We start from the raw sequence: 23358 nt of genomic DNA on the forward strand, positions 1-23358 counted from the left end.
AGAGTCCTGTTTCCGCATAATTTTGCGGTATTTGGGGGACGCATATGCCTGTTTTGGATGGTATTGGCCTGGAAGTTGGCCTGGTGGCTGGATCGTGCTTAGGCATTGGTCTGACCTATTTGTTTCACTGGCTCAGACCTCCCCGGCAGCGGAAATCCGTCACTAATATTCTCACCCCTCCGTTTGACGATACAATCAACAACCTGACCGAAGGGCTCTATCAGACCAGCCTTGAGGGACGACTGCTGCGTGTGAACAAGGCCCTGATCCAGATGGTGGGCTTTGAAAGCGAGCAGGATCTCCGTGCCCATGGCCCCTGGACGCGGGGGGAGTGGTATGTCGAACCCGGACGGCGGGAGCAGTTCAAGCAACTTCTGGCAGATCAGGACAGAGTGACCGATTTTGTCTCGGAGCTGCATCACCGGGCGGAAGGCAAGACAATCTGGATTTCTGAGAATGCCCGTCTGGTCCGCCATCCAGAAAGCCATGCACCGCTCTATTACGAGGGGTCTGTTCGAGACGTAACCGCCAGTCGTACCCGTGAAAAACTTGAGCGGAAACTCGAGAATCTTGCGGCGTCTGTTCCGGGTGCCCTGTTCCAGCTTGTTCTGAGAACTGATGGCGCATACTCCACCCCCTATGTCAGTGCTCGCTTCGGAGAGTTGACAGGGCTGGATCTCGAACGGCTGAAGCGAAAGCCGGGTGCCTTCGTGAACTTCATCGCCCCTGAGGATCGGGATGTTTATCGACGCAATCTCAGGCGGTCAGCGGACCAGTTGACCCTCTTTGAGGCGGAGTTTGAGTTTATCAGGCCAGGTGGTGACCATGTGTGGTTGATGGTAACGGCCAAGCCGGAGCGCCAGGATGATGAGTCCGTAATCTGGCATGGATATCTGTCAGATATTTCTGACCGCAAACATGCCGAGATGGAAATCCGCAAACTGGCCTATTTCGATGCCCTTACCGGCTTGCCAAACCGCAGGCTGCTGAAAGAGCGGCTGGACCGGGCTCTTGAAACCAGTCATTTCTCCGCTTCGCATGGTGCGGTTCTGTTCATTGATATGGATAATTTCAAAGCGCTGAATGACACGCAAGGCCATGAGCTTGGAGACATGCTGCTGCGTCTCGTGGCCAGACGTCTCTCAGATGTGGTGCGCCCCGGTGATACAGTGTCGCGGTTTGGTGGTGACGAGTTCGTGGTGGTTCTGGATGACCTAAGCCGGGATCAGGACGAAGCGCTGGCCAGCGCACGCTACGTGGCCAGCAAGATTCTGGATGCCTTCAGCGACAAGTTTGATCTTGGCAAAATCCGGCACAAGGCAACACCCAGTATCGGTGTAATCGTGTTCAATGGTATGGCTCAGGCGTCGCAGGATCTTCTGAAATGTGCTGACATTGCCATGTATGAGGCCAAGCGGAATGGCCGGAACAACTTTGTTCTGCACAATCCGGAGAATGTGCAGAGGGTGTCGGAGCTGTTTACCCTTCAGTCAGAACTGAAGGTCGCCCTGGAGCGTAATGAACTCACATTTGCTTTCCAGCCAATTGTTGACGGAGAGGGAAGGATTACCTCCGCGGAGGCTCTTATCCGCTGGAACCATCCGCAACGCGGGTTGATCATGCCATCAGAGTTCATCCCGGTGGCAGAACAGACCGGAGTAATCCTTGATATCAACGAGTGGGTGCTCAGAGAGGGCTGCGCTGTGCTCGGGCGCTGGAAGCATCATCCCGTCCTGAAAGATATTGGCCTGTCGGTGAATGTCAGCATTCAGCAGTTCCATACAGAAAGCTTCGTCTCTGATCTGGCCTTGCTGATGACGCGGGAGCGGCTGGAGCCTTTCAAGCTGACCATTGAGCTGACCGAGCATGTGATGGCTCGTGATGAAGAGCATGTGTCGGCCCGTATGCGTGAGCTCAAGGAAATCGGTATTCGCTTTGCGCTGGACGACTTCGGGACGGGTTATTCATCTCTGTCTCAGCTCAAGACCTTCCCGTTTGATGTGGTCAAGATTGACGGCAGCTTCATTTGTGACCTTGAACGCGTCAAGAGCACCCGGGCGCTTGTGGAGGGTATTCTGGCGATGGCCAAAACGCTGCGGCTCGAAACCATTGCCGAGCACGTGGAGTGCTCGAGTCAGTATGATTTCCTCAATGAGCGGCAGTGTGATTTCTACCAGGGCTACTATTTTGGCAAGGCCATGTCTGAGGATGACATGGCCCGGATGGTATCAAATTCTATTCCGCTGCCTCTGCAGGACCATAGCCAAGTCGCTTGTTAAGCTCAGCGATAAGCCCTTCAGCTGCTTCCGCAATAACGGTCCCGGGAGGGAAGATGGCGGAGGCACCGGATGCCAGCAGCTCATCAAAATCCTGAGGCGGAATAACGCCGCCGACCACGATCATCACATCGTCACCGCCTTCATCGGCAAGAGCCTGCTTGAGAGCCGGGACAAGCGTCAGATGACCGGCAGCCAGTGACGATGCACCGATAATATGCACATCATTCTCAACAGCCTGGCGTGCGGCTTCTTCAGGGGTCTGGAACAGCGGACCGATATCCACGTCGAAACCAAGGTCTGCAAAGGCTGAGGCAATCACTTTCTGGCCGCGATCATGGCCGTCCTGTCCCATCTTTGCGATCAGGATACGCGGGCGGCGACCATCATTCTGCTCGAATTCGTCGACCAGCTTCTGGATACGCTTTACCGGTTCACTCATTTGACCCACCTCTTCGCGATACACGCCGGAGATTGACCGTATCTCGGCTTTGTGGCGACCAAAAGCCTTTTCCATTGCCAGAGAGATTTCGCCAACAGTGGCCTTGGCGCGAGCGGCCTGAATGGAAAGGTCAAGCAGATTGCCTTCTCCGCTTTCCGCAGCCCGTGTCAGAGCATGCAGCGCCTGATCCACATCTGTCTGGTTTCTCTCGCCGCGCAACCGCTCGAGTTTCTCGATCTGGCGGGCACGAACAGCGGAATTATCCACTTTCAGCACGTCAATTTCGGCTTCGCTGTCCGGTTTGTACTTGTTGACGCCGACCACCGTCTGCTGGCCTGAATCGATCCTGGCCTGGGTTTTCGCCGCAGCCTCTTCAATGCGGAGTTTCGGAATGCCGGCCTCGATTGCCTTGGCCATGCCGCCAAGCTCTTCAACCTCACGAATGCGCTCAAGAGCCCGCTCTGCGAGATCAGCGGTCAGGCGCTCGACAAAATGAGAGCCGCCCCATGGGTCGATGGCTTTGGTGGTGCCGGACTCCTGTTGCAGGAAGAGCTGCGTATTGCGGGCGATCCGGGCTGAGAAATCAGTCGGCAGAGCCAGCGCCTCATCCAGCGAATTGGTGTGAAGGCTCTGGGTATGACCCTGTGTTGCGGCCATGGCCTCAATGCAGGTCCGGACCACATTGTTGAAAACGTCCTGCGCGGCCAGCGACCAGCCGGATGTCTGGCTGTGGGTCCGCAGAGACAGGGACTTCGGATTTTTCGGGCCGAACTCCTCATTCACCAGCTTGGCCCAGATCAGGCGTGCAGCCCGCATCTTAGCCACTTCCATGAAGAAGTTCATGCCAATGGCCCAGAAGAAGGACAGGCGTGGTGCAAAGGCATCCACATCAAGTCCGGCCGCTGTTCCGGCGCGGATATATTCAATCCCGTCAGCGATGGTGTAGGCCAGTTCCAGATCAGCCGTCGCCCCGGCTTCCTGCATGTGATAGCCGGAAATCGAGATCGAATTGAACTTTGGCATATGCCGGGATGTATAGCTGAAGATGTCGGAAATGATCTTCATGGATGGCGCAGGCGGATAGATATAGGTATTGCGCACCATGAACTCTTTCAGGATGTCATTCTGAATGGTTCCTGATAGCAGATCCTGCGACACACCCTGCTCTTCCGCGGCCACAATATAGAGGGCCAGACAGGGCAGGACAGCACCATTCATGGTCATGGATACGCTCATCTGGTCGAGCGGAATGCCATCAAACAGGGTGCGCATGTCATAGATGGAATCGATGGCCACACCGGCCATGCCCACATCGCCCATCACCCGCGGATGGTCTGAATCATAACCACGATGGGTGGCCAGATCGAACGCAATGGACAGGCCTTTTTGCCCTGCAGCCAGATTGCGCCTGTAGAAGGCATTGGAATCCTCAGCAGTTGAGAAACCGGCATATTGCCGAACCGTCCATGGACGCTGCACATACATGGTGGGGTAGGGGCCACGGAGGAACGGTGCAAGGCCCGGCCACGTCTCAAGGAAATCCAGTCCGGCCAGATCAGCCTCGCTGTAGGATGCTTTCACATCGATCCCTTCCGGTGTCGCCCAGGGGGTGGTCTCGACACCGGTACCAGAAGCGGTGCGACTGAAATCCATTGTAGAAAAATCAGGAATACGGCTCATGGTCTTATTCCCCAGAAGGTTGATCTGAAAGCAGGTCATGGGCCTCGTTCAGGAGGTCCAGAATGTTGGCGCCGGCATAGACAAAACCATCCACTCCGGCCTCCCGCAGCGCGGTTTCATTGTCACCGGGCTTGCCCGCCAGATAGATGTGGGAGGCACCAGCCTGCTTGAGAGCTCGAGCAGTCTCTTCTGCCAGTGTCTCATATACAGTGTCAGATGAACACAGGCAGACAAGACGAGCACCAGAGGCCTTGAAGGCCTCAGTGGCTGCGGATGAACTGTCAAAGCCATCATTGCCCGGGGCCTTGATGCCGCCTGTCTCAAACAGATTCTTGATCCAGGTGGAGCGTGCGGTGAACTGGGCGATTGTTCCGAGATTGGCGAGAAAGATCTCCGGTGTTTCTCCGGTCTCTTCTGCAGCTTCCCGAAGAGCCTCGAAAGGTTCTGCCAGGCGGCGGGCTTCAAGAGGTGCTGCCTGGATGACATCCGGCTCCGGCAGGAAGGCCGGATGAACCGCATCACTTTCGACCGTCACCGGAGCTTCTGCGATATTGGGGAAAGCACTGACACCGGTCAGCTCATCCTTGCGCCGGGCGATGTTGCGGTCGCGGGCGTCGACGGCGCTGTTGATTGCTGTCTGGAGACTGCCTGAGATCAGGGCATTGGCCACACCGCCTTCAGTCTCAATAGACTGCAGCAGAGACCAGGCAGCTGCGCCGATATCATCGGTGAGGCTCTCGGTGAAACCTGAACCGGCCACCGGGTCGCAGACCTTATGCAGATTTGACTCTTCCGACAGGATCAGATGGGTATTGCGGGCCACCCGGCGGGCAAATTCATCCGGCAGGCCCAGGGCCTGGGTGAATGGCAGGACAGTAAGGCTGTTTGCCCCGGCCACAGCTGCAGCGAATGTTGCTGTGGTGACACGCAGCATATTCACGTAAGGATCTCGCCGGGTCATCATCCGCCAGGCGGTCTCTGTATGAATGCGGGGTTCAACACCGGAAATGCCGGAGGCCTGCAGGATACGGGCCCAGCCAAGCTTCAGGGCACGGATCTTTGCAATACCTGCGAACTGGTCAGCGTCAAGGGCAATTGTGAAAGAGATCCACCCGGCGGCATCGTCCAATGCGATACCTGCCGCCTCAAACGCGCGCAGATAGGCGAGGGCGGTAGCCAGAAGAATGCCGACTTCCTGCCCGTCTGTTGCACCGGCTGCGTGATAAGGGCGTCCGTCGGCCACGGCGAAGGGGCCTTTGAAACCCTGTTCGGCCAGGGCCTGTGTGGTGGCCGCGAGTTTTGGTGCCACATCATCCCAGGGCGCGGCCAGTATCCCTGTGGCAGCAAGGGCACCCAGCGGATCAAGATTGAAGGTCACAGACAGACTTGAGGCGTCCAAGCCGCGTTCACCCACCCATTCGGCAAAGCTGTCCGCCACGCGGCGACTGTTCCAGCCGCCATCCAGATGCAGATCTATGGCCGTGAGCTCGATATCAGCAAGCGTTTCCGAGAAAACAGTGCTGTCCCATCTGGGCAGTCCGAAACCATAAGCCGCCGGAGAGCTCGCAAAAACCAGCGCAAGGGTTGAGCAGCCGTTCTCCAGATCAATCAGCGCTTGGTGATTGGCTTTGGTCGTGTCAAAATGATCGACGCGCTGCACAACCTGCCAGGGCGCGTTGTCGGGGCGGCCTGAAAGGGCCTCGGTTCCCTGCGCTCGCTCATAGATCGGGTGAATAGAGATGGCGTCATAGGTCCTGCTCTGCAGAGAATCCGCAGAGCGCCCCTTGAGAGCTTTCTCAACAGCTTGCGTCCAGAGCTCGCGATTGCCGCTCGGAAAGTCGTTTGTGAACGAAGTACCAGAAGTCGTCATGGTTGCATGATCCCTTGATCGTTGGGGTCATTTACGCCGCAAGTGCCCTTTCCGGCAAGCTAGCCGAAAGACGTGCATCAGACATTTAGTGTCATGCGTAGCAGTGACTAAGACAGACATTATACACCATAGCGTGAGTTTTTAGACCGATGTCGGCTGCGGGCCATATATCGTGCACGTAACGGATGTTTCCAGGGTTGGATCTGGCCGGTCAATTTGTCATAAGCGGTACTGGGGGAAGTAGGCGCCAGGGCGAAGGTGTAGGGAAAATGCGTTGAACCACCTTGAATTAGTGGAAGTTACTGTCAGTTTCGCCAATTGAATAGAAGCCTAAAGTTGCCTAGCAAAATGAACAAAAATAACAGGGCCGACCAATCAGAGCATATAAAGCACATAACAATGACAATAGAGAGCGAAATCTATGCAGAGGTCCAGAAGCTACAACTGACGGAGGACCGTGAGGAGATCATCGATCGTCTAATCGAGTGTTTCAGACAGTTTGGAGCTCAGGCGGTTGTAATCACGGGCATACCGATGCCGCACGGTATGCTTGATCCTCTGATTATCAGGGCGTGGAGTCTGACAATTTCCCGTGACCGGTCTGCCCTTGGGCCAGTCCGGTCGGAAGATGGGCTATTGCAGCGCTGTCTTGTGGCGCGAAAACCGTTTTTCTGGGCTGACGAGAGAACAGATCAGGACGAAACCTCATCACTGGCTTCAGTGCTGACCCAGGCCGGGACGAGCCGCAAGATTCTGGCGCTTCCCAGCGTGGAACCAACAGCCATACAAGGGGTCGTTCTTCTTGTTGGCAGCGATCTGCCGGAAGATTGCATGGACTTGCGCGCCCTGCATTTCCTGACAGGGCATCTATTCCGCCGGCTGGCGGAACTGGGAGCTTTGTCGAATAACAGGCCCGGGGAACTGTCCACCCGCGAACGGCGTGTCCTTGAGCTCACCGCACGTGGCAAGACCGCGGCCGATATTGCAGACCTTCTGTCCATATCCCAGCGTACAGTCCATGCTCACCTGCAGAATGCCAGTGGCAAACTGGATGCCTCAAACAAGACCCAGACCGTTGTAGAAGCAATCCGCTATGGTCAGATTGTGCTTTAAAGCGTGTTGGGAACCGGCTTGGCGAAAAACAGCCCGACCGTCTGAAGGGGTATCCCTGAGACGGTCGGGTTTTGGTTTTAAGCTCCGAGTTTACTCAGCAAGTCATGAGTTCACTCAATAGGTCATGATCGGGTCGAGGGTTTTTGCATGCTCAACCCAAGCCTCGACCTGACCATCGCCGGGTGTCTGGCGAACCAGCTTCTTGGCTTCATTCACTTCCCGCATCTTGGCAGCCAGATTGGCTGCATTGCGATTGCGCAGTTCCTTGACCGTATCGACGCCAGCGGCTTCAAGAAGCTCAGAATATTCTTCTCCGACGCCTTTGATGCGCATCAGGTCAGCCATATTCGCCCATTTCAGAACGCGGCTGGCATCAATGTCAGCCGCTGCGGCAAGCTCTTTGCGGCCCTTAGGGTCCTTCGCTCTGTCAAGCAGGTCTGCAGTGGTCTTGATGCCCTGTCCGGCGAGCTTTTCGGCATAGGTCGGTCCAATGCCTTCAATCTCTGTAATTGCATATGCCATGTGTATTCCTTTCCTGATTGGACGAATCCCCATTCGTCATCTGGTCGACCGCCCCCCTCGGCGGGAATCTAGGGTCAAGACCCTAGGGCCTGGCTTTTGCGGTTACAGAACCTGGCTCAGGCCCGGGATTGAATTGACGATCTCATCGACCGCTTCTTCTCCGATGGCCTCTTTGGAGACACTCATCAGCTCGCGGGTCACACCCTGGATCTGACTCATGTCGAGGCCGGACGATGTAAGTTCATTCAGGGCTGCCATCGCACCCATGCCGCCCATAAGGCCGCCAAGCAGACCGCCGCCACCGCCGGCCTCTTCGCCGTCAATCATATTGCGGGCGCCTGGAACCGCATCCAGAAGCTGGCTCATCTGATCTGCAGGGCCTTCCTTGTTCAGGAAATTCAGAATGATTTTAACGGCCGTTTGTGCCAGTCCTTCATCGATTCCGGCAGCTTGTGCGACGCGTGCAATCAGATCGTCCATAAAAATGTTCCTTCAGAGTGATGAACCAAGTGTCGTTTCTGCGCTATTGTTCCCCCAATTTTCGCCTCGACACAAGTACAAGAACGGCTGAACGGCCTTCCATATCCCGTCTTTTTTGAGAAGCAGTACAGGTGACGCAGGGGCATGCTGGCCTTTGACGTCAGCGCAGCCTGGCAGGTTGGTAATCAGTTACAGCCTTGTCTTTCGCAATGACAATCAGATGGTTCAACAACGTCGGGAAGTTCACTATAGTCCGGTTGGGGAGAACAAGCGGATGCGGGAATCATGACCGATAACACTTCGATTTTTATTGGCGGAAGCGGCAAGGATGAGCTTCTAAGCCTGAAACTGGCCAACCGCCACGGCCTTGTTGCCGGGGCTACAGGAACCGGCAAAACGGTTACGCTTCAGATTCTGGCAGAAGGATTTTCCAGGGCTGGCGTGCCGGTGTTCTGCTCTGATATAAAGGGTGATCTGTCAGGCATCGCCGCTACGGGCGAGCCGAAAGACTTTCTTCTGAAACGGGCCGAACAGATTGGGCTTGAGGACTATGAATTCTCAGCAAGCCCGGTTGTTTTTTGGGACCTTTTCGGCAAACAGGGTCATCCGATCAGAACAACGGTTTCAGAAATGGGGCCCTTGCTTCTGTCCCGCCTCATGGATCTCAATCCGACCCAGGAGGGTGTGCTGAACATCGCCTTCCGCATTGCCGATGATGAAGGCATGCTGCTGCTGGATCTGAAAGATCTCCGGGCCATGATGAGTTATCTCGCGGAGCATGCCAAAGAGATTTCGACTGAATACGGCAATGTCTCGAAAGCATCCATCGGCGCAATCCAGAGGCAGCTCCTGGTGCTGGAAGAGCAGGGCGGGGACAAATTCTTCAGCGAACCGGCCCTGAAGATTCCCGATCTCATGCGGACGGATTCATCCGGTCGCGGTGTGGTCAATGTTCTGGCGGCCGACAAGCTGATGGCAGCGCCTAAACTTTATGCCACCTTCCTGCTCTGGCTGCTGTCTGAGCTGTTTGAGGAATTGCCCGAGGTTGGTGACCCTGACAAGCCGCGTCTGGTTTTCTTCTTTGATGAAGCCCATCTTCTGTTTGATGAAGCGCCCAAGGTCCTGCTGGAGAAAGTCGAGCAGGTTGTTCGTCTGATCCGCTCCAAAGGGGTTGGTGTCTATTTTGTCACGCAGAATCCGATTGATGTGCCGGATTCGGTTCTGGGTCAGTTGGGCAACCGGGTGCAGCATGCCCTGCGCGCTTTTACCCCACGGGATCGGAAAGCCGTGAAAGCGGCTGCGGAAACCTTCCGTCCAAACCCTGATTTCAAAGCGGTTGACGTGATAACCGAACTCGGAGTCGGTGAAGCTCTGGTCTCGACTCTGCAGAAAAAGGGCGTGCCATCCGTTGTGCAGAAAACCCTGATCCGGCCTCCGGTCGGCCGTCTTGGCCCGCTGACCGCAGATGAGCGGAAGGCTGTTATCCGGCAGAGCCCTGTCTTTGGCCAGTATGAAGAGGCCGTGGACAGGGAATCAGCCTATGAGGTGCTGAAGCGCAAGGCGGCGGAACAGGATCAGAAGGAACAGGATCAGCGTCAGCAGGAGGATCGTGACCGAGATGAGGGGCGCCGCATGAAGCGGACCCGTACCGGTTTCCAGCTGCCTGACTTCGGCAGGGATGACAGGCCGACACGGTCCTCGCGCCGCAAGAGTGAAACCCGAACAAGGCGACGGACCACACGGCGAAAATCCAATCGCCAGTCTGTTGCGGAGGCCGCTCTCAAGTCCGTTGTGAGGTCTGTAGGTTCATCCCTTGGGCGAGCTCTGGTTCGCGGCATTCTGGGATCATTAAAGCGCGGATTTTAATTGATATTTTTACCAATGAGCAACCACGCCCAATAGGGTTTTCGTAACCGGCCTCCGTTAGATTGGATGGTGTTCCCCGGGACGGGATACATGATCATTCTTCAAGGAGGTCGGAATGGAGCTGGAAGGGCGGCTGCAGATTCTGATTGTAACACCAGAACGTACGATTTTTCAGCATTGGTCGAAAATGCTGCGGGACAGCGGTGCACGGCATTTCTATCACGCGTCAGATGCACCCTCCATGCTGAAGCATCTGCGGAATGGTGTCATCGATGTCATCTTCGTTGACGGCATCATCCGGTTTATCAATCCTCTGCAATTGTCTGCGGTTCTGACCAAGGCTATGCAGCAGCTCAAACGAGAGATGCCGGCGCTTGTGCTCTGCCAGAAAGAGGACAAGAAGCTGTCTCCGTCCGAGTTGAAGACAAGTGGCTACAGCCATCAGATCATCACGCCTGTCCTGAAGCCGGATTCAATGGCCCGGGTGGTCGAGGAAATTGTCCTGACGAAAAGGGCTGGATATGAAATGGCTCGCGTCAGACCGGAAGCCATGCCGGAAGCCGCTGCTGTCGAGCAGGAGCCGCAAGAGCAGATCCAGGTCGATGTTCCGCGCAACATGCCGGTACCGGAACCTGCGGACAGCGACGTTGCCTTCCTCTGATAGTTATTGCCTTTGCATCAAGCCTCTCATAGCCTGCGTGTTTGTTTCAGAATCACACGGGAAGAGACAGCATGTCTATCGTCGAGCAGGTCCTCAGTCAGGCCGATCAGCAAATTGAGCAAAGCCTTGAGCGCCTGTTCGCGCTGATGCGGATTGAAAGCATCTCGACGGACCCGGCCTATAAGAGTGAATGCAGTGCTGCGGCTGACTGGCTGGTGAGCGAATTGCAGGATCTGGGCTTTGATGCATCAGCCCGTAAGACGCCCGGCCATCCCATGGTTGTCGGGCATGACCATGGTTCAGACAATGGCCCGCATGTTCTGTTCTACGGTCATTATGATGTGCAGCCGGTGGACCCGATTGAGCTGTGGGACCGTCCTCCCTTTGAACCGGGTCTGATTGAAGGATCGGATGGCCGCAAGCAGATTACCGGTCGCGGGTCTTCGGATGACAAGGGGCAGTTGCTGACCTTTGTGGAAGCCTGCAGGGCCTGGAAGGCGGTGACCGGAAGCCTGCCTGTAAAAGTCTCGATTCTGTTTGAGGGGGAAGAGGAGTCCGGCTCCCCGAGCCTTGATGGTTTCATGCAGGTCAACAAGGACGAGCTGAAGGCTGATATCGCACTTGTCTGCGACACCACCATGTGGAATGCGGATACACCTGCCATCACTGCAAGTCTGCGCGGCATGATGAAGGAGAATTTCACCATTGAGGCTGCCAGCCGCGATCTGCACTCAGGGTTCTATGGTGGTCTGGCCCGAAATCCGCTCCATCTGCTGTCGCGCATAGTGGCTGACCTTCATGACGAGAATGGCCGCGTGACCATTCCCGACTTCTATGATGGTGTGCCGGAACTGACGGAGGCGCAGAAGGCTGAATGGCAGCGTCTCGGGTTCGATCAGGATGCGTTTCTTGGTGATATCGGCCTGTCTGCTCCTGCATCAGAGCCCGGATGTTCCGGCCTCGAGACCCTCTGGGCCCGACCCACATGTGAAGTCAATGGCCTGTGGGGCGGTTATAATGGTGAAGGCTCCAAGACGGTTATCCCGTCCCGTGCCAATGCGAAATTCTCCTTCCGGCTTGTGGGCGATCAGGACCCGGTGGCAATCCGCAAGGCATTCCGGAATTTCGTTGAAGAGCGCCTCCCGGACGACTGCACCATTGCCTATGACCTGGACGATGAAAGCGACGGCCTGCCACTTATTGTGGACACGGACCAGCCGCTTCTGAAAAAGGCTCAGGAGGCGCTTGCAGAAGAATGGAATTGTGAAGCGCCATTGATCGGATGTGGCGGTTCCATCCCCATTGCCACGGAATTCAAACGGGTTCTGGATATGGACACTCTGCTGATAGGATTTGCCTTGGAGAACGATCGCATTCATTCTCCCAATGAGAAATATGAGCTGAAGAGCTTCCAGAAGGGTATCCGGTCCTGGGTTCGGATTCTGGCCAATCTGGCCTAAAGCGCGTTGCGCCAAAGTGGGTGCCGGTTTGGTGCAGCCTGCTCAGGGCAAGACAGATATGCGTGCGTGCAGCATAACGGAGGAGGGAACGTTATGGACAGTCCAGTGAAAAGCGTCTGTGTCTTCTGCGGTTCCAGCATGGGGGCGGATGCCGCTTATGAAACCGCCGCCGTCGATCTTGGCCGAACCTTGGCCGAGCGCGAAATCAAGTTGATCTATGGTGGTGCGAGTGTTGGCCTGATGGGAACTGTGGCGGACGCGGCCCTGGCTGCAGGCGGTGAGGTTATCGGCGTCATCCCCACATCTTTGGCGGAGAAGGAGCTGTCCCATACAGGCCTGACTGAACTGCATGAAGTCGATTCCATGCATGATCGCAAGGCTCTGATGGCAGATCTGTCGGATGCTTTTATTGCGCTGCCAGGTGGTATCGGCACGCTGGAAGAGCTGTTTGAGACCTGGACCTGGGCGCAATTGGGATATCACAAGAAACCCTGCGGTGTTCTCAATACAGGTCGGTACTACGATGCTTTATTGGGTTTCGTGGACCAGATGGTCGATGAGGGTTTTCTCAAGGACATCAACCGCCAGATGCTGGTGGTCGCCGAACGCCCCGAGAGCCTTCTGGCTGCATTCTCTGCCTATGATCCGCCGATGGTTCCGAAATGGATCGACAAGACCTGACCCGGTTATCCGGGACAGGCTGTCACTGTTTTGGAGCGTGTTGCGCCAAAGTGGGGACCGGTTTGGCGACAAACAACTCGCTTTATCAAAGATATAGAGCATGCGCATGAATCCTATTCATCGCAAAATGCTCTAAGACCTGCCATCTGTCAGGCTAGACTATCAAGCCAGACTTATCAGGTTAGGGCTGGCAGGCCGTCCAGAGACTGCAGAACAACAGCTGGTGACAGGTCGGTATATTCATCCGGCTGACCGGCCCGGTTGATCCAGACCGTGCGGAAGCCGAACGCGGTGGCACCTGCCACATCCCAGCGGTTTGATGACTGGAACGAGATCGCTTCCGGGAACACCCGGTAGTGGGTGGCGACCATGTCGTAGACTTTCTGGTCTGCCTTGTAGAGGCGGAGTGACTCCACCGAGAAGATATCATCCAGCAGCGTATCGAGGCCAGCGGACTTGACGGCTGATTCCAGCATGGCTTCCGTACCATTGGACAGGATAGCCAGCCGGGCGCCTGCCTCCTTCAGCTGTCTCAAAACAGAGACCACTTCCGGATAGGCATCGAGCTCCCGATAGGCATCCAGCAAGGGGGCTTTCATGGAGGTGTCAGCACTTGGGACCTTGCGGAAGGCATAATCAAGCGCCTGCTCTGTCAGGGTCCAGAAATCCATGTAGCGGCCCATCAGGGAGCGGGTCCAGGAATATTCAAGCTGTTTGGCGCGCCAGATTTCGGACAGGAGCTGCCCGTCCGGTCCAACGGCTGCTTCATGGCGGCGGACGGCCGCATGAACATCAAACAGGGTTCCATAGGCATCAAATACATAGGCAGAATAAGCCATAAGCGCGTCTCTTCGTCAGGATTGGTATCGGAGCATAGCCGATTTTTGCCGCACGATACCGTGCTCTTGCCTCTTGAGAAAGGGGGTAAAATGTATCGACGGTGGAAGAGTGTTCCCAAGCGCCGCGATGGTGGAAGAAATTTTCCCCATATCACGCCCTGAAAGGATATTCCCTCCGAGTTTAGTGGTCTCTCAGGTAAGGAATTGACGTTTTGGCAGAGATGGGGTCGACTCCCTCTCTCGGATCAAAGGGAGGTGATGGCAATGGCGGAATTTTCCAAGACATGGACCTGGTACAAGGGTGAGTGGCTTGAAGGCAATCCGCCGATCCTTGGTCCGCGATCTCACGCCTTCTGGCTGGGATCAAGCGTTTTTGACGGTGGTCGCGCTTTTGAAGGGGTGACGCCGGATCTTGATCTGCATTGTGAGCGTGTCAATCGCTCGGCGCTGTCGCTGAACCTGAACCCTACCCGCAAGACAGGTGAGATTCTCGATATCTGTCACGAGGGTATCGCAAAGTTTGACGGGGAGACGGCCCTCTATGTCCGCCCGATGTATTGGGGTGAGCTCGATGGTCATGCGACCGTTGCGCCTGACCCGGACGCAACCGGTTTCTGTGTAACCATTTTCGAAGCACCGATGCTTGCCACGTCGGGCATTTCCATCAGCCTGTCGCCGTTCCGCCGTCCGACCCAGGAATGCATGCCTGTGGATGCCAAGGCAGGCTGCCTCTACCCCAATAATGCAAGGGCGCTTATGGAAGCGAAGGAGCGTGGCTTTGATAATGCTCTGGTGCTGGACATGCTGGGTCATGTGGCAGAGCTGGGAACGGCCAATGTCTTCATGGTCAAGGATGGCGTGGTTCATACTCCTTATCCGAACGGCACATTTCTCAATGGCATCACCCGGCAGCGGGTCATCAGTCTGCTGAAGGCTGATGGTTATGATGTCCATGAGCATTCGCTCTCCTATCAGGACTGCCTTGATGCGGACGAGATGTTCTCCACCGGCAACTATTCCAAGGTAACGCCCATCGTGCGTCTGGATGACAGGAACTTCCAGCGCGGCCCCGTGGCAGACAGGGTGCGTGAACTCTATTGGGACTTTGCTCACTCTTAAGCGTTCCGGACGTGCACACCGCTTCGTGAAATGGCACCTTCTGGTATGCTTTTTTTAAAGGAGATGATGGCGTGGCCGAAATAGAATAACAGGCAGCTTGCGAGTGTTGATGCTCCAAAGAATGCTCTGGAGATCTCTAGGAGGTGGTAACCGGAGTAACACTGAATTGTGAGAAACGGTCATTCGCGATATGCCGCTGAACACTCCATTTAATAGGTATCAAATGACCTTTGGAGGAAAACAATCATGCTGACCGCGCGCACAATCGCTACTGTGGGATTTACGGTTGCCCTTACTGCATCTTCGTTTGGTAATGCGGCCTTTGCGGCAAAAGATCAAAGTATTGAAGATTTTATCAACGGTTTCCCTGAAGCGGCTCCAAACCGTTGTGTGGAGTTGAGCGCCAAGCACGGCGCCGGCAACGTATGGGTCGGCAAGTTCCGTGGTCGCGACAGCGGTCGCTATAATGCCCGTAAATCTGCGAATGCGACGGTCTGCTTCACCAAGCGTGACACATGCAAGCGTTGGCTTGCAGCCCTAAATCGTGACTTTAGCCTCTTTCAATATGTGTCCAAATGCACCAGAGGCTACAATAAGAACTTCTAGATCGAAGACATCTACATATTAGACGCCTTCTGGATACATCTGTATCCGGAAGGCTTTTTCTATTTGAAGGTTTGTTATCGGGCGGTTATCAAGCTGAGGTATTCAGACACCCATTTGTGACATAAGGTCATTCGCGATCTCAGGCTGGGGCTCCCATGTCTATAGGACATTGAGCCCGATAAAGGAGGCCTGAATATCATGACTAGGAAAAGCAATTTTATCGCAATCAGTGCCACAACACTGATGCTGTCGTTAACAGCCTTTCAGCCTGCTCATGGCGCCCGTGGTGAAACGATTGAGGACTTCATCAGCGGATTTCCAGAGGCTGCTCCCAATCTCTGTAGGCAGATGAGTGCACGCCATGGTGCATCCAATCTCTGGGTCGGCCGGTTTGCAGGGACGGCAGGTGGGCGTCGTGAAGCGCGTCGGTCTGCGCATGCAACAGTTTGCTTTACCCAAAAGAATACATGCAAACGCTGGTTGAATGCACTGAACTACCATTTCACTCAGAGACAGTATGTCTCCCAATGCACCAAGGGCTTTTCCGGGCGCTGGTAACGGCGTGTCTCAATCGTGTCACAACTGTGGCAGTATCGGCTCTATTCGCCATGATTGATCGGTAGTTTCTGCAAGCTTTTGTGACACTTTGTCAGTCGTAATTTCAGCCGTGCCTGCCAATATTGTGGCAAGGGCAAGTGAAAAAGGAGAACCAGATATGACTATCAGAACAATTGCCATTTCGGCAGTTTCCGCGTTGACTTTTTCGCTCGGTGCATTGGGGCAGGCTCATGCTGCCAATACGGCCAGCCAGGCTGAACCATTCATCCAGGGTTTTCCGGAAGCTATTCCATCCCGTTGTGAATCTGTTGAACACAGCAGTAAAAAAATCTGGGTTGGCCGCTTTGACGGGCGCAGTTCCAGTGATGAGTTGTTCGGTCGCCAGCGAGCGTCTCGTATCGTTTGTTTTACAAGTCATCAGACCTGCAAGCGTTGGCTCGGCGTGATGAACCGTGATTTTTCCGGTTTTCAGTACGAAGCAGCCTGCTTGCGTGGTGCGAAGCACATCTGATGTTCAATTTCAGATAAAGCGAATAAACAACAACCTCGCATCGAAAGATGCGGGGTTTTATTTTGGATTTAGTTGTTTTGAAAATATGAATATAGAAGTAACAATTATTATTGTCAGTGAATAAATGGTATTTATATATAGGTATATACACTTATATTGTGGTATCATTATAATATAGTACAAATGATTTCTTTGAATTAATCGTGTGTTAATACGTATTTTCGAATTTTATAGGGAGGGAATTTTGTAAAGCAGTAGGGGTGCTTGCAATGAAAAAAGCGATTACACCAACGGGACGTGAGGTGTATTTTGCTGAGAACGATATCATCGTCAGTAAAACAGATCTCAAAGGTAAGATTACCTACGCCAATACCACTTTCATGGATATATCCGGGTACAGGAAGAACGAGGTTATTGGAGCGCCGCACAATATGATCCGGCATCCTGATATGCCGCGCTGTGTCTTCAAGCTGTTGTGGGAAACCATATCTTCCAAGGCTGAGATCTTCGCCTATGTGAAGAACATGACCAAATCCGGAGACCACTACTGGGTCCTGGCACATGTGACGCCATCCCTGAATGCGGACAATGAGATTGTAGGATACCACTCCAATCGCCGCGTACCCAATCGGGATGTTCTCACCAGAACTATCGAACCGCTCTATGCCAAGCTGAGGCAGGAAGAGCTTAGTCAGGACTCGAAAAAGAAGGGTCTTGAACTGTCACAGGATACATTAACGGCGCTGATCGCCGACAAAGGAGTGAGCTATGATGAATTTGTCTTCTCTCTCTAAGGCGACGCTGAGTTTCATATCAGCTGTGGTGTTGGGTGGATGTGCAATCACTGCTGCAGGATCTGCCAATGGTAGTCTGTGGACATCTGGTCTTTCGGTCATGGCCTTGGTTGCCGGGGCTGCCGGGTTCTTCTGGCTCTGGCGCGTGCGACTGGTGCTGAATGAAGTGTCTGATGTGTGCTGCAAAGTTGGTTGGGGTGACTTTGAAGCACGTGTTATCAGATATGATGACAAAGGCGAGCTGCTGACGCTCCAGAACAACGTCAATCACATGATTGACCGGACTGACGCCTTTGTGCGTGAAGCCCGTGCATCTCTCGACTTCATTCGTCAGAACCGCTATTTCCGCCGGATCAAGCCTGAAGGTCTGGAAGGGGCACTGAAGATCAGTGCCGAGATCATCAACTCGGCAACGGAAACCATCCAGGGTCGCATTGAGGCGTTTAATACCTCGACGGAATCCTTTGAGCAGGCGATCAACAAGATCAGCTCAGAATTGTCGAATGCGTCTTCCGAGATGTCGGGTACGGCCCAGACCATGGAAACAGGTGCGATTGATACCAATGCCCGGGCGACGGCTGTTGCTGCCGCAGCAGAGCAGGCATCGGCCAGTGTCCAGACCGTTTCCGCGTCAGCTGAGCAGTTGTCCGCATCTGCTGCGGGCATCAGGGGTGAGGTTGAGCGGACAGCTGAAGTCGCTTCAAGCGCGTCCGTGCAGGCTGAACAGTCCACCGAGATTGTGCGTGGCCTGAGGGCTGCAGCAGATCGGATCGGTCAGGTCATTGATCTGATCAACACGATTGCTGAGCAGACCAACCTTCTGGCTCTCAACGCGACGATTGAAGCGGCACGTGCCGGAGAGGCCGGCAAGGGCTTTGCAGTCGTGGCCAATGAGGTGAAGGATCTGGCTTCCCAGACGGCCAAGGCGACCGAAGAGATCAGCTCTCATATTGTCAGCGTTCAACAGACCACCTCCGAGGCTGTAACGGCCATTGAGGGAATTGGTGGAACTATTGGCGAGATCAACGAGATTATCGGTCGTGTAACCCACGCGATTGAGGAACAGAGTGCGGCGACATCAGAAATTGCCAGCAATGTGACCCAGGCTCATGCCGGAGCCCAGGATGTTTCTGCCAATATTCTGGAAGTCTCCAACACCATGAAAGACACAGAAGGCATGGCCGGAATGGTCAAGGTTGCCTCAGAATCCCTCTCGGTTCAGGCCAGGAACCTTGGTGATGAGGTTTCACAATTCCTTGTGGCGCTGAGGCGAGGTCCGATGGATCGTCGTAAACGGGATGACCCGGATTATACGGGCCCTGAGCGGCGTTCCGGCCGCAGGGAGAAGAAGGCTGCTGCCTGATACTTTCTATGACGGATATGGAACAAGAAAGCCCGGCATTTCTGCCGGGCTTTCTCATATCAGATAGGCAATGCAGCCTTATGATGCTGCTTCGAACAGCTCTGCCACATAATCCCAGTTCACCAGGTTGTCGAACCAGGCTTCCAGGTATTTCGGGCGGGCATTGCGGTAATCGATATAGTAGGAGTGCTCCCATACGTCGCAGCCGAGAATCGGTGTTGCACCGTGAACGAGCGGGTTTTCGCCATTGGCGGTTTTCATCACTTCCAGCTTGCCGTCTTTCACAGCAAGCCAGCACCAGCCGGAACCGAACTGGGTAACGCCAGCCTGAATAAAGGCTTCACGGAACGCAGCAAAGCCACCAAGGTCGCTGTCGATCTTCGCCTGCAGGGCGCCAGGAAGTTTGTCGCCACCGCCATTCGGCTTCATCCAGTTCCAGAAATGGATGTGGTTGTAATGCTGACCGGCATTGTTGAAAAGGCCTGCATTCTTGCCGAAGCTCTCGCGGCAGATGTCTTCAAGCGACTTGCCTTCCAGGCCGGAATCTTTCAGCAGGTTGTTGCCATTGGTCACATAGGCCATGTGATGCTTGTCGTGGTGGAATTCCAGCGTCTCGGCAGACATGAAATCGCCAAGGGCATCATAAGCATAGGGAAGTTCGGGAAGTTCAAAAGCCATTACTGCCTCCTCATGGACATGGATCAAAAGCCATGTACGTGTGATGTCAGCGAGACCATAATCGGGCTCGGATTTCGGGGCAAGGGGAAAGACGGGATATCGGGCCGAAACCGGAACCTGTCTTCAAGGAAGAAGCATCAGATCGCGATATATCTTTGTCTTTGAGCAAACCTGATACCAATGCTGGAATTCACCGAGCACAATATCATCCAGTGTCTCAGGTCTGATATCTGTGTGATATGTGCAACCGGTTTCTTCCAGATCTCTCCATGTCCAATAGAGACCCGAAATCGTATATTGACCACCATGTTCAAAGTGAACGTGCTCAATGCTGAAGAGCTCTGAAAGAACCAATGACCAGGATGTCTTATGATTGAGGACGGCTCTGGTTCGGCTCGCACAGAAAATCTGACATGCTTCAGCGTCGGTTTGAACTGAAGGTAAGCCAAGCTCGAACATCGACCGATCAAACAAGTCATCCATCTCGAATGCATTGAATGGCTGTATTTCACCGGCCATCATACAAAGACCGGGCATGTCGTGACCGACTGCCAGCATATTCTGAGCCCACTCAGTCCATCGTAAATGGTCGCCCAGGCCCAGACGACGCCGAGCAGCGATTTCAGCTGTAGTCGCGATATCAGTCTGGAAGGTCAACGTCTTGTATCCTTAACCTCGCGTCTCCGTCTTTTCTGCACTTCCCAGGTCATGCCGATGCGCAGTGCACGACCGGCACTGACGGCAACGGCCATCACAAAGCCTTCAAAGCCCAGAAAGACCAGACGGCGAAGGAAATAGTTCTTGATGAAGAACCATGGCGGATCAAGCAGAAGGCGCAGCCAGCCGGGCTCTCGCCCCTTGTCCGCCCAGTCTTCAGCCTGCAGGCGGGCATAATCGGCGATTTTACGCCACATCTGGTCAAAGCTCTTCATCGAGATATGAGCGACGTCGCCAGACAATGTCTCAACCGGGCTGCCATCGTGGACAACCACCTTGTCATGCACCGCACTGTCCTTGAAACCGGCGCGTTTACGGTGATAAAGCCGCGGAGTGATGTTGATCGGGCTGAGTCTGTGCGGGGTGATGTTATCCACCAGCATGCTCACATGCCGGATCCGGAGTGAATAGGCGGCAGCACGCTGGTCTTCGGGTAGGTCGAACAGCGCCCGAATGCTCTGGCGAACCTCTTCCAGCAGCACTTCATCAGCATCCAGATTGAGAACCCAGTCATGGCGGCACAGGCTTTCCGCATAAACCTTCTGCTGGCCAAAACCCTCCCAGTCGCGATGAAAGACATGTTTGGTGTAGCGCCGGGCAATCTCCAGTGTGCCGTCCGTGCTGCCGCTGTCGACAATCACCAGGTCGTCTGAAAGGTCAGCGAGAGCATCCAGAACCAGAGGCAGGCGCTCTGCCTCATCCTTGCAGATGATGAAGATCGAGAGGGGAAGCGTTTGAGACACGGTCTGCGTCCTGTTCTGATGGCAAATCAGGGTCAATCATAGCGATGTCCGTCGGGCGGTCACCAGCTTTGTTGTTCAAGATGGTCCCAGACCCGGCCTGCCGCCTGGCCATCTCCAAATGGATTGGGCGCGCTGGCCATGGCCGCATAGGCCTCCCGGTTATCAAGAAGGCGCTTTGTCTCGGACCGGATGAGGGCAGGATCGGTGCCGACCAGTCGGAGACATCCGGCGGTGACACCTTCGGGGCGTTCGGTGGTTTCACGCAGGACCAGGACCGGCTTGTTCAGCGATGGTGCCTCTTCCTGCACACCGCCTGAATCAGACAGGATCAGCTTCGCGCCAACCATAAGAACAACGAAATCCAGATAATCCTGGGCAGGAAGACGAACCAGGTTCTCCGGTGCATCTGACAGGAACCGGTAAAGCCCTTCGCGAAGGCTGGGATTTGGATGTTCGATCAGCACAACCTTCTGGTCTGGATGATCGGCGCACAATCCCTTTAAGGCCTCAGCAATTTGCTCAGGGCGGCCTTCGGTAAAGTTCTCCCGTCTGTGGCACGTTACAAGAAGATAGTTCCGGGCCTGAAGGTCAAACGGATCCAGTCGCTCCTGAAGCCGACGACCCGCAAAATTGCCCTCCAGGAGCTTAATGCTGTCGATAGAGGTGTTGCCGGTTACAAGGATTGACTGAGGAGATGTTTTTTCGTCAATCAGGGTTTGGCGAGCATCTTCGGTTGCCGCGAAGTGGTAGCTGGCGAAACGGGAAACCATCTGCCTGTAGCATTCTTCCGGAAACGGGTGCTCCAGATCATAAGTCCGCAGTCCGGCTTCGAGATGGGCAACCGGAATGCGCCGGTTGAAGGCGGCCAGTGCGCCAACGAATGTGGAGGTCGTATCACCCTGGATCAGAACCAGATCTGGGCGATGAGCCGACAGTTCCTGATCAATCGTTCGGAACAGGACTGATTGCAGGATATTGAGATTGCCCTGTGCGTTCGGCAGCTCCAGCGTCACGTCCGGCTCAAGGCCGAAAATCGGAAACAACGGTGCCACAAGGTCGGTATGCTGCCGAGTCCAGCACAGGCGAACGGATTGCCCCCGGCGGATGGCTTCAAGGGCAATCGGTGCGATCTTGATAAATTCGGGCCGCGTGCCAAAGATGATGGTCAGGTTCATTGGGCAGCGCTCCCTGACAATGCATTCGCATAGTGCATTTTGAGATCCGCTGCGCGGCTGCCCCAGGAATAGCCTTCCTTGGCAAAGTCGCGTGCTGTCTCACGCAGGCTTGCCAGCTTTCCGGGCTGTTCCACAAGCTCCTGAAGCTTTTTCGCGAAGGCTGGGCCATCCCCTGTTGGAACAAGCCAGCCCGTATGGTCTGTAAGAACAATTTCCGGGATACCCCCGGTATCAGTACCTAGAACCGGCACACCGCAGGCCATGGCTTCCAGTCCGGCGATGCTGGTTGCTTCCATCAGGGAGGGAAGCAGTGCCAGGTCAGCGGCGTTCAGAAACGCATTCATGCGATGGTTCGGGACAGCACCCAGCATGTGCACGACCATTCCTTCCGGGGGATTAGCTGCAACACCTTCCAGAGCCGGACGCAGCTCACCGTCACCGGCAACCACCAGTGTTACGGGGAGGCGGTCAAGGCTGCGCAGGCCGTCTGCCAGAACACCAATGCCGTTCTTTTCCACAAGTCGACGGGCCAGAATAACCATCACCTGATCATCGGACAGGCCGAGTTCTCTCCGTGTCTGTGCGCGTAATTCCAGATCCGGTTTGAATCGCTCTGCATCCACTGCGTTGGTCTGCCGGATACAGGGCTTGCCCGAGAACTGCTCGCTATAGGTTGCAAGCTCGTCACTGGGGGCGAGGTGCAGCGCGCATTTCGGAAACAGCGTCTCATAGGTTTTGCGGCGTCTGGCGGAGGTCAGACCCTTGAGAAAGCCGGATGTGTGATTGGTAAAGGTAACAGGTAATCCGGTCGCGAGAGCAGCTCGCAGCGGGCGCAGGCCGTGCACGTGGATCATATCGACAGATTTTGCTTTTGCTATTCGCGAAAGCTGGTGCCCCAGATGCCAGTCATAGAATGGTCGCGCCCGTATTGTCCTGGGTCGTAGAACATCAATACCCGGATAGGTCTCCGTATCGTCGCCCTCATTGGGTGCGACGACTGTAATGTCCAGTCCGCACTGGCTGAGTGCAAGGGACAGGTCTCGTACGTGATTGGCGACGCCGCCCACATGAGGCGGGAATTCGCTGGTCACCTGAAGAATGTGCATCCTGGGCTGTCCGTCCGGGTGTTTTGCGTTGGCGCGGCCCTGGTCCGGCTGTCGGCAATTATGGTCTGAAACTGACGGAAAGCTTTATCGAACCGGGC

At 55.0% G+C, this 23358-nt stretch carries 22 protein-coding genes; 12 read left to right on the plus strand and 10 right to left on the minus strand.

Annotated features, from left to right (window positions below; all coding sequences use genetic code 11):
* Positions 1–44: 44 nt before the first annotated feature.
* Positions 45–2279, plus strand: coding sequence for a putative bifunctional diguanylate cyclase/phosphodiesterase (locus RA157_RS10650; protein WP_350333102.1), 2235 nt, complete (start codon positions 45–47; stop codon positions 2277–2279).
* Here RA157_RS10650 and scpA read toward each other — a convergent pair.
* Positions 2236–4398: a methylmalonyl-CoA mutase gene (gene scpA / locus RA157_RS10655; protein WP_350333103.1), complete on the minus strand. Its 2163-nt coding sequence runs from the start codon at positions 4396–4398 to the stop codon at positions 2236–2238. The genes RA157_RS10650 and scpA overlap by 44 nt on opposite strands.
* 4 nt (positions 4399–4402) lie before the next feature.
* The gene (locus RA157_RS10660) at positions 4403–6268 is read right to left on the minus strand and encodes a methylmalonyl-CoA mutase family protein (RefSeq protein WP_350333104.1); all 1866 of its coding nucleotides are present in this window, start codon (positions 6266–6268) and stop codon (positions 4403–4405) included.
* Between the two features lie 399 nt (positions 6269–6667).
* On the opposite strand from RA157_RS10660, the gene RA157_RS10665 reads away from it, so the two are divergent.
* Positions 6668–7381, plus strand: coding sequence for a helix-turn-helix transcriptional regulator (locus RA157_RS10665; protein ID WP_350333105.1), 714 nt, complete (start codon positions 6668–6670; stop codon positions 7379–7381).
* 114 nt (positions 7382–7495) lie between these two features.
* Here the strand turns inward: RA157_RS10665 and RA157_RS10670 are convergent, their stop codons facing one another.
* On the minus strand, positions 7496–7903 hold the full coding sequence (locus RA157_RS10670) for a DUF4332 domain-containing protein (RefSeq protein ID WP_350333106.1): 408 nt from the start codon (positions 7901–7903) through the stop codon (positions 7496–7498).
* A gap of 102 nt (positions 7904–8005) precedes the next feature.
* Positions 8006–8383 carry a DUF2267 domain-containing protein gene (locus RA157_RS10675; RefSeq protein WP_350333107.1) on the minus strand — a complete coding sequence of 126 codons (378 nt, stop codon included), beginning with the start codon at positions 8381–8383 and terminating at the stop codon, positions 8006–8008.
* A gap of 285 nt (positions 8384–8668) precedes the next feature.
* Between RA157_RS10675 and RA157_RS10680 the strand changes: the two genes are divergently transcribed.
* From RA157_RS10680 to RA157_RS10695, 4 genes are all read left to right on the plus strand, one after another.
* On the plus strand, positions 8669–10249 hold the full coding sequence (locus RA157_RS10680) for a helicase HerA-like C-terminal domain-containing protein (RefSeq protein ID WP_350333108.1): 1581 nt from the start codon (positions 8669–8671) through the stop codon (positions 10247–10249).
* A 115-nt stretch (positions 10250–10364) separates the two neighbouring features.
* On the plus strand, positions 10365–10910 hold the full coding sequence (locus tag RA157_RS10685; protein WP_350333109.1) for a response regulator: 546 nt from the start codon (positions 10365–10367) through the stop codon (positions 10908–10910).
* Between the two features lie 71 nt (positions 10911–10981).
* The gene (locus tag RA157_RS10690) at positions 10982–12370 is read left to right on the plus strand and encodes a M20/M25/M40 family metallo-hydrolase (RefSeq protein WP_350333110.1); all 1389 of its coding nucleotides are present in this window, start codon (positions 10982–10984) and stop codon (positions 12368–12370) included.
* A 93-nt stretch (positions 12371–12463) separates the two neighbouring features.
* Positions 12464–13051: an LOG family protein gene (locus RA157_RS10695; protein ID WP_350333111.1), complete on the plus strand. Its 588-nt coding sequence runs from the start codon at positions 12464–12466 to the stop codon at positions 13049–13051.
* Positions 13052–13227: 176 nt separating this feature from the next.
* Here RA157_RS10695 and RA157_RS10700 read toward each other — a convergent pair whose 3' ends face one another.
* Positions 13228–13890 carry a haloacid dehalogenase type II gene (locus RA157_RS10700; protein ID WP_350333112.1) on the minus strand — a complete coding sequence of 221 codons (663 nt, stop codon included), beginning with the start codon at positions 13888–13890 and terminating at the stop codon, positions 13228–13230.
* Positions 13891–14154: 264 nt separating this feature from the next.
* Between RA157_RS10700 and RA157_RS10705 the strand changes: the two genes are divergently transcribed.
* The 6 genes from RA157_RS10705 (at position 14155) to RA157_RS10730 (ending at position 18841) form a co-directional block, all read left to right on the plus strand.
* Positions 14155–15009, plus strand: a complete 855-nt coding sequence (locus tag RA157_RS10705) for a branched-chain amino acid aminotransferase (protein ID WP_350333113.1) — start codon at positions 14155–14157, stop codon at positions 15007–15009.
* 246 nt (positions 15010–15255) lie between these two features.
* A complete protein-coding gene (locus RA157_RS10710; protein ID WP_350333114.1) occupies positions 15256–15615 on the plus strand; it encodes a hypothetical protein in 360 nt (119 codons plus the stop codon).
* Positions 15616–15813: 198 nt separating this feature from the next.
* Positions 15814–16173 (plus strand): hypothetical protein, encoded by a 360-nt coding sequence (locus RA157_RS10715; RefSeq protein ID WP_350333115.1) that lies wholly within the window; start codon positions 15814–15816, stop codon positions 16171–16173.
* Between the two features lie 157 nt (positions 16174–16330).
* Positions 16331–16684, plus strand: a complete 354-nt coding sequence (locus tag RA157_RS10720; protein WP_350333116.1) for a hypothetical protein — start codon at positions 16331–16333, stop codon at positions 16682–16684.
* A gap of 269 nt (positions 16685–16953) precedes the next feature.
* A complete protein-coding gene (locus tag RA157_RS10725; protein WP_350333117.1) occupies positions 16954–17478 on the plus strand; it encodes a PAS domain-containing protein in 525 nt (174 codons plus the stop codon).
* Positions 17453–18841: a methyl-accepting chemotaxis protein gene (locus RA157_RS10730; protein WP_350333118.1), complete on the plus strand. Its 1389-nt coding sequence runs from the start codon at positions 17453–17455 to the stop codon at positions 18839–18841. Before RA157_RS10725 ends, RA157_RS10730 begins: the two co-directional genes overlap by 26 nt.
* Before the next feature lie 78 nt (positions 18842–18919).
* Here the strand turns inward: RA157_RS10730 and RA157_RS10735 are convergent, their stop codons facing one another.
* From RA157_RS10735 to RA157_RS10755, 5 genes are all read right to left on the minus strand, one after another.
* Positions 18920–19519, minus strand: a complete 600-nt coding sequence (locus RA157_RS10735) for a superoxide dismutase (protein WP_350333119.1) — start codon at positions 19517–19519, stop codon at positions 18920–18922.
* A gap of 123 nt (positions 19520–19642) precedes the next feature.
* Complete coding sequence (locus RA157_RS10740) at positions 19643–20176, minus strand: hypothetical protein (RefSeq protein WP_350333120.1); 534 nt, start codon at positions 20174–20176, stop codon at positions 19643–19645.
* Positions 20173–20979, minus strand: coding sequence for a glycosyltransferase family 2 protein (locus RA157_RS10745; RefSeq protein ID WP_350333121.1), 807 nt, complete (start codon positions 20977–20979; stop codon positions 20173–20175). The genes RA157_RS10740 and RA157_RS10745 overlap by 4 nt, the downstream gene beginning before the upstream one ends.
* Before the next feature lie 59 nt (positions 20980–21038).
* On the minus strand, positions 21039–22154 hold the full coding sequence (gene wecB, locus RA157_RS10750; RefSeq protein WP_350333122.1) for a non-hydrolyzing UDP-N-acetylglucosamine 2-epimerase: 1116 nt from the start codon (positions 22152–22154) through the stop codon (positions 21039–21041).
* Positions 22151–23260: a glycosyltransferase family 4 protein gene (locus RA157_RS10755; RefSeq protein WP_350333123.1), complete on the minus strand. Its 1110-nt coding sequence runs from the start codon at positions 23258–23260 to the stop codon at positions 22151–22153. Before RA157_RS10755 ends, wecB begins: the two co-directional genes overlap by 4 nt.
* Positions 23261–23358 lie beyond the last annotated feature (98 nt).

It is taken from the genome of Coralliovum pocilloporae, from assembly GCF_030845175.1.
In the GTDB taxonomy this organism is placed as follows: domain Bacteria; phylum Pseudomonadota; class Alphaproteobacteria; order Rhizobiales; family Cohaesibacteraceae; genus Coralliovum; species Coralliovum pocilloporae.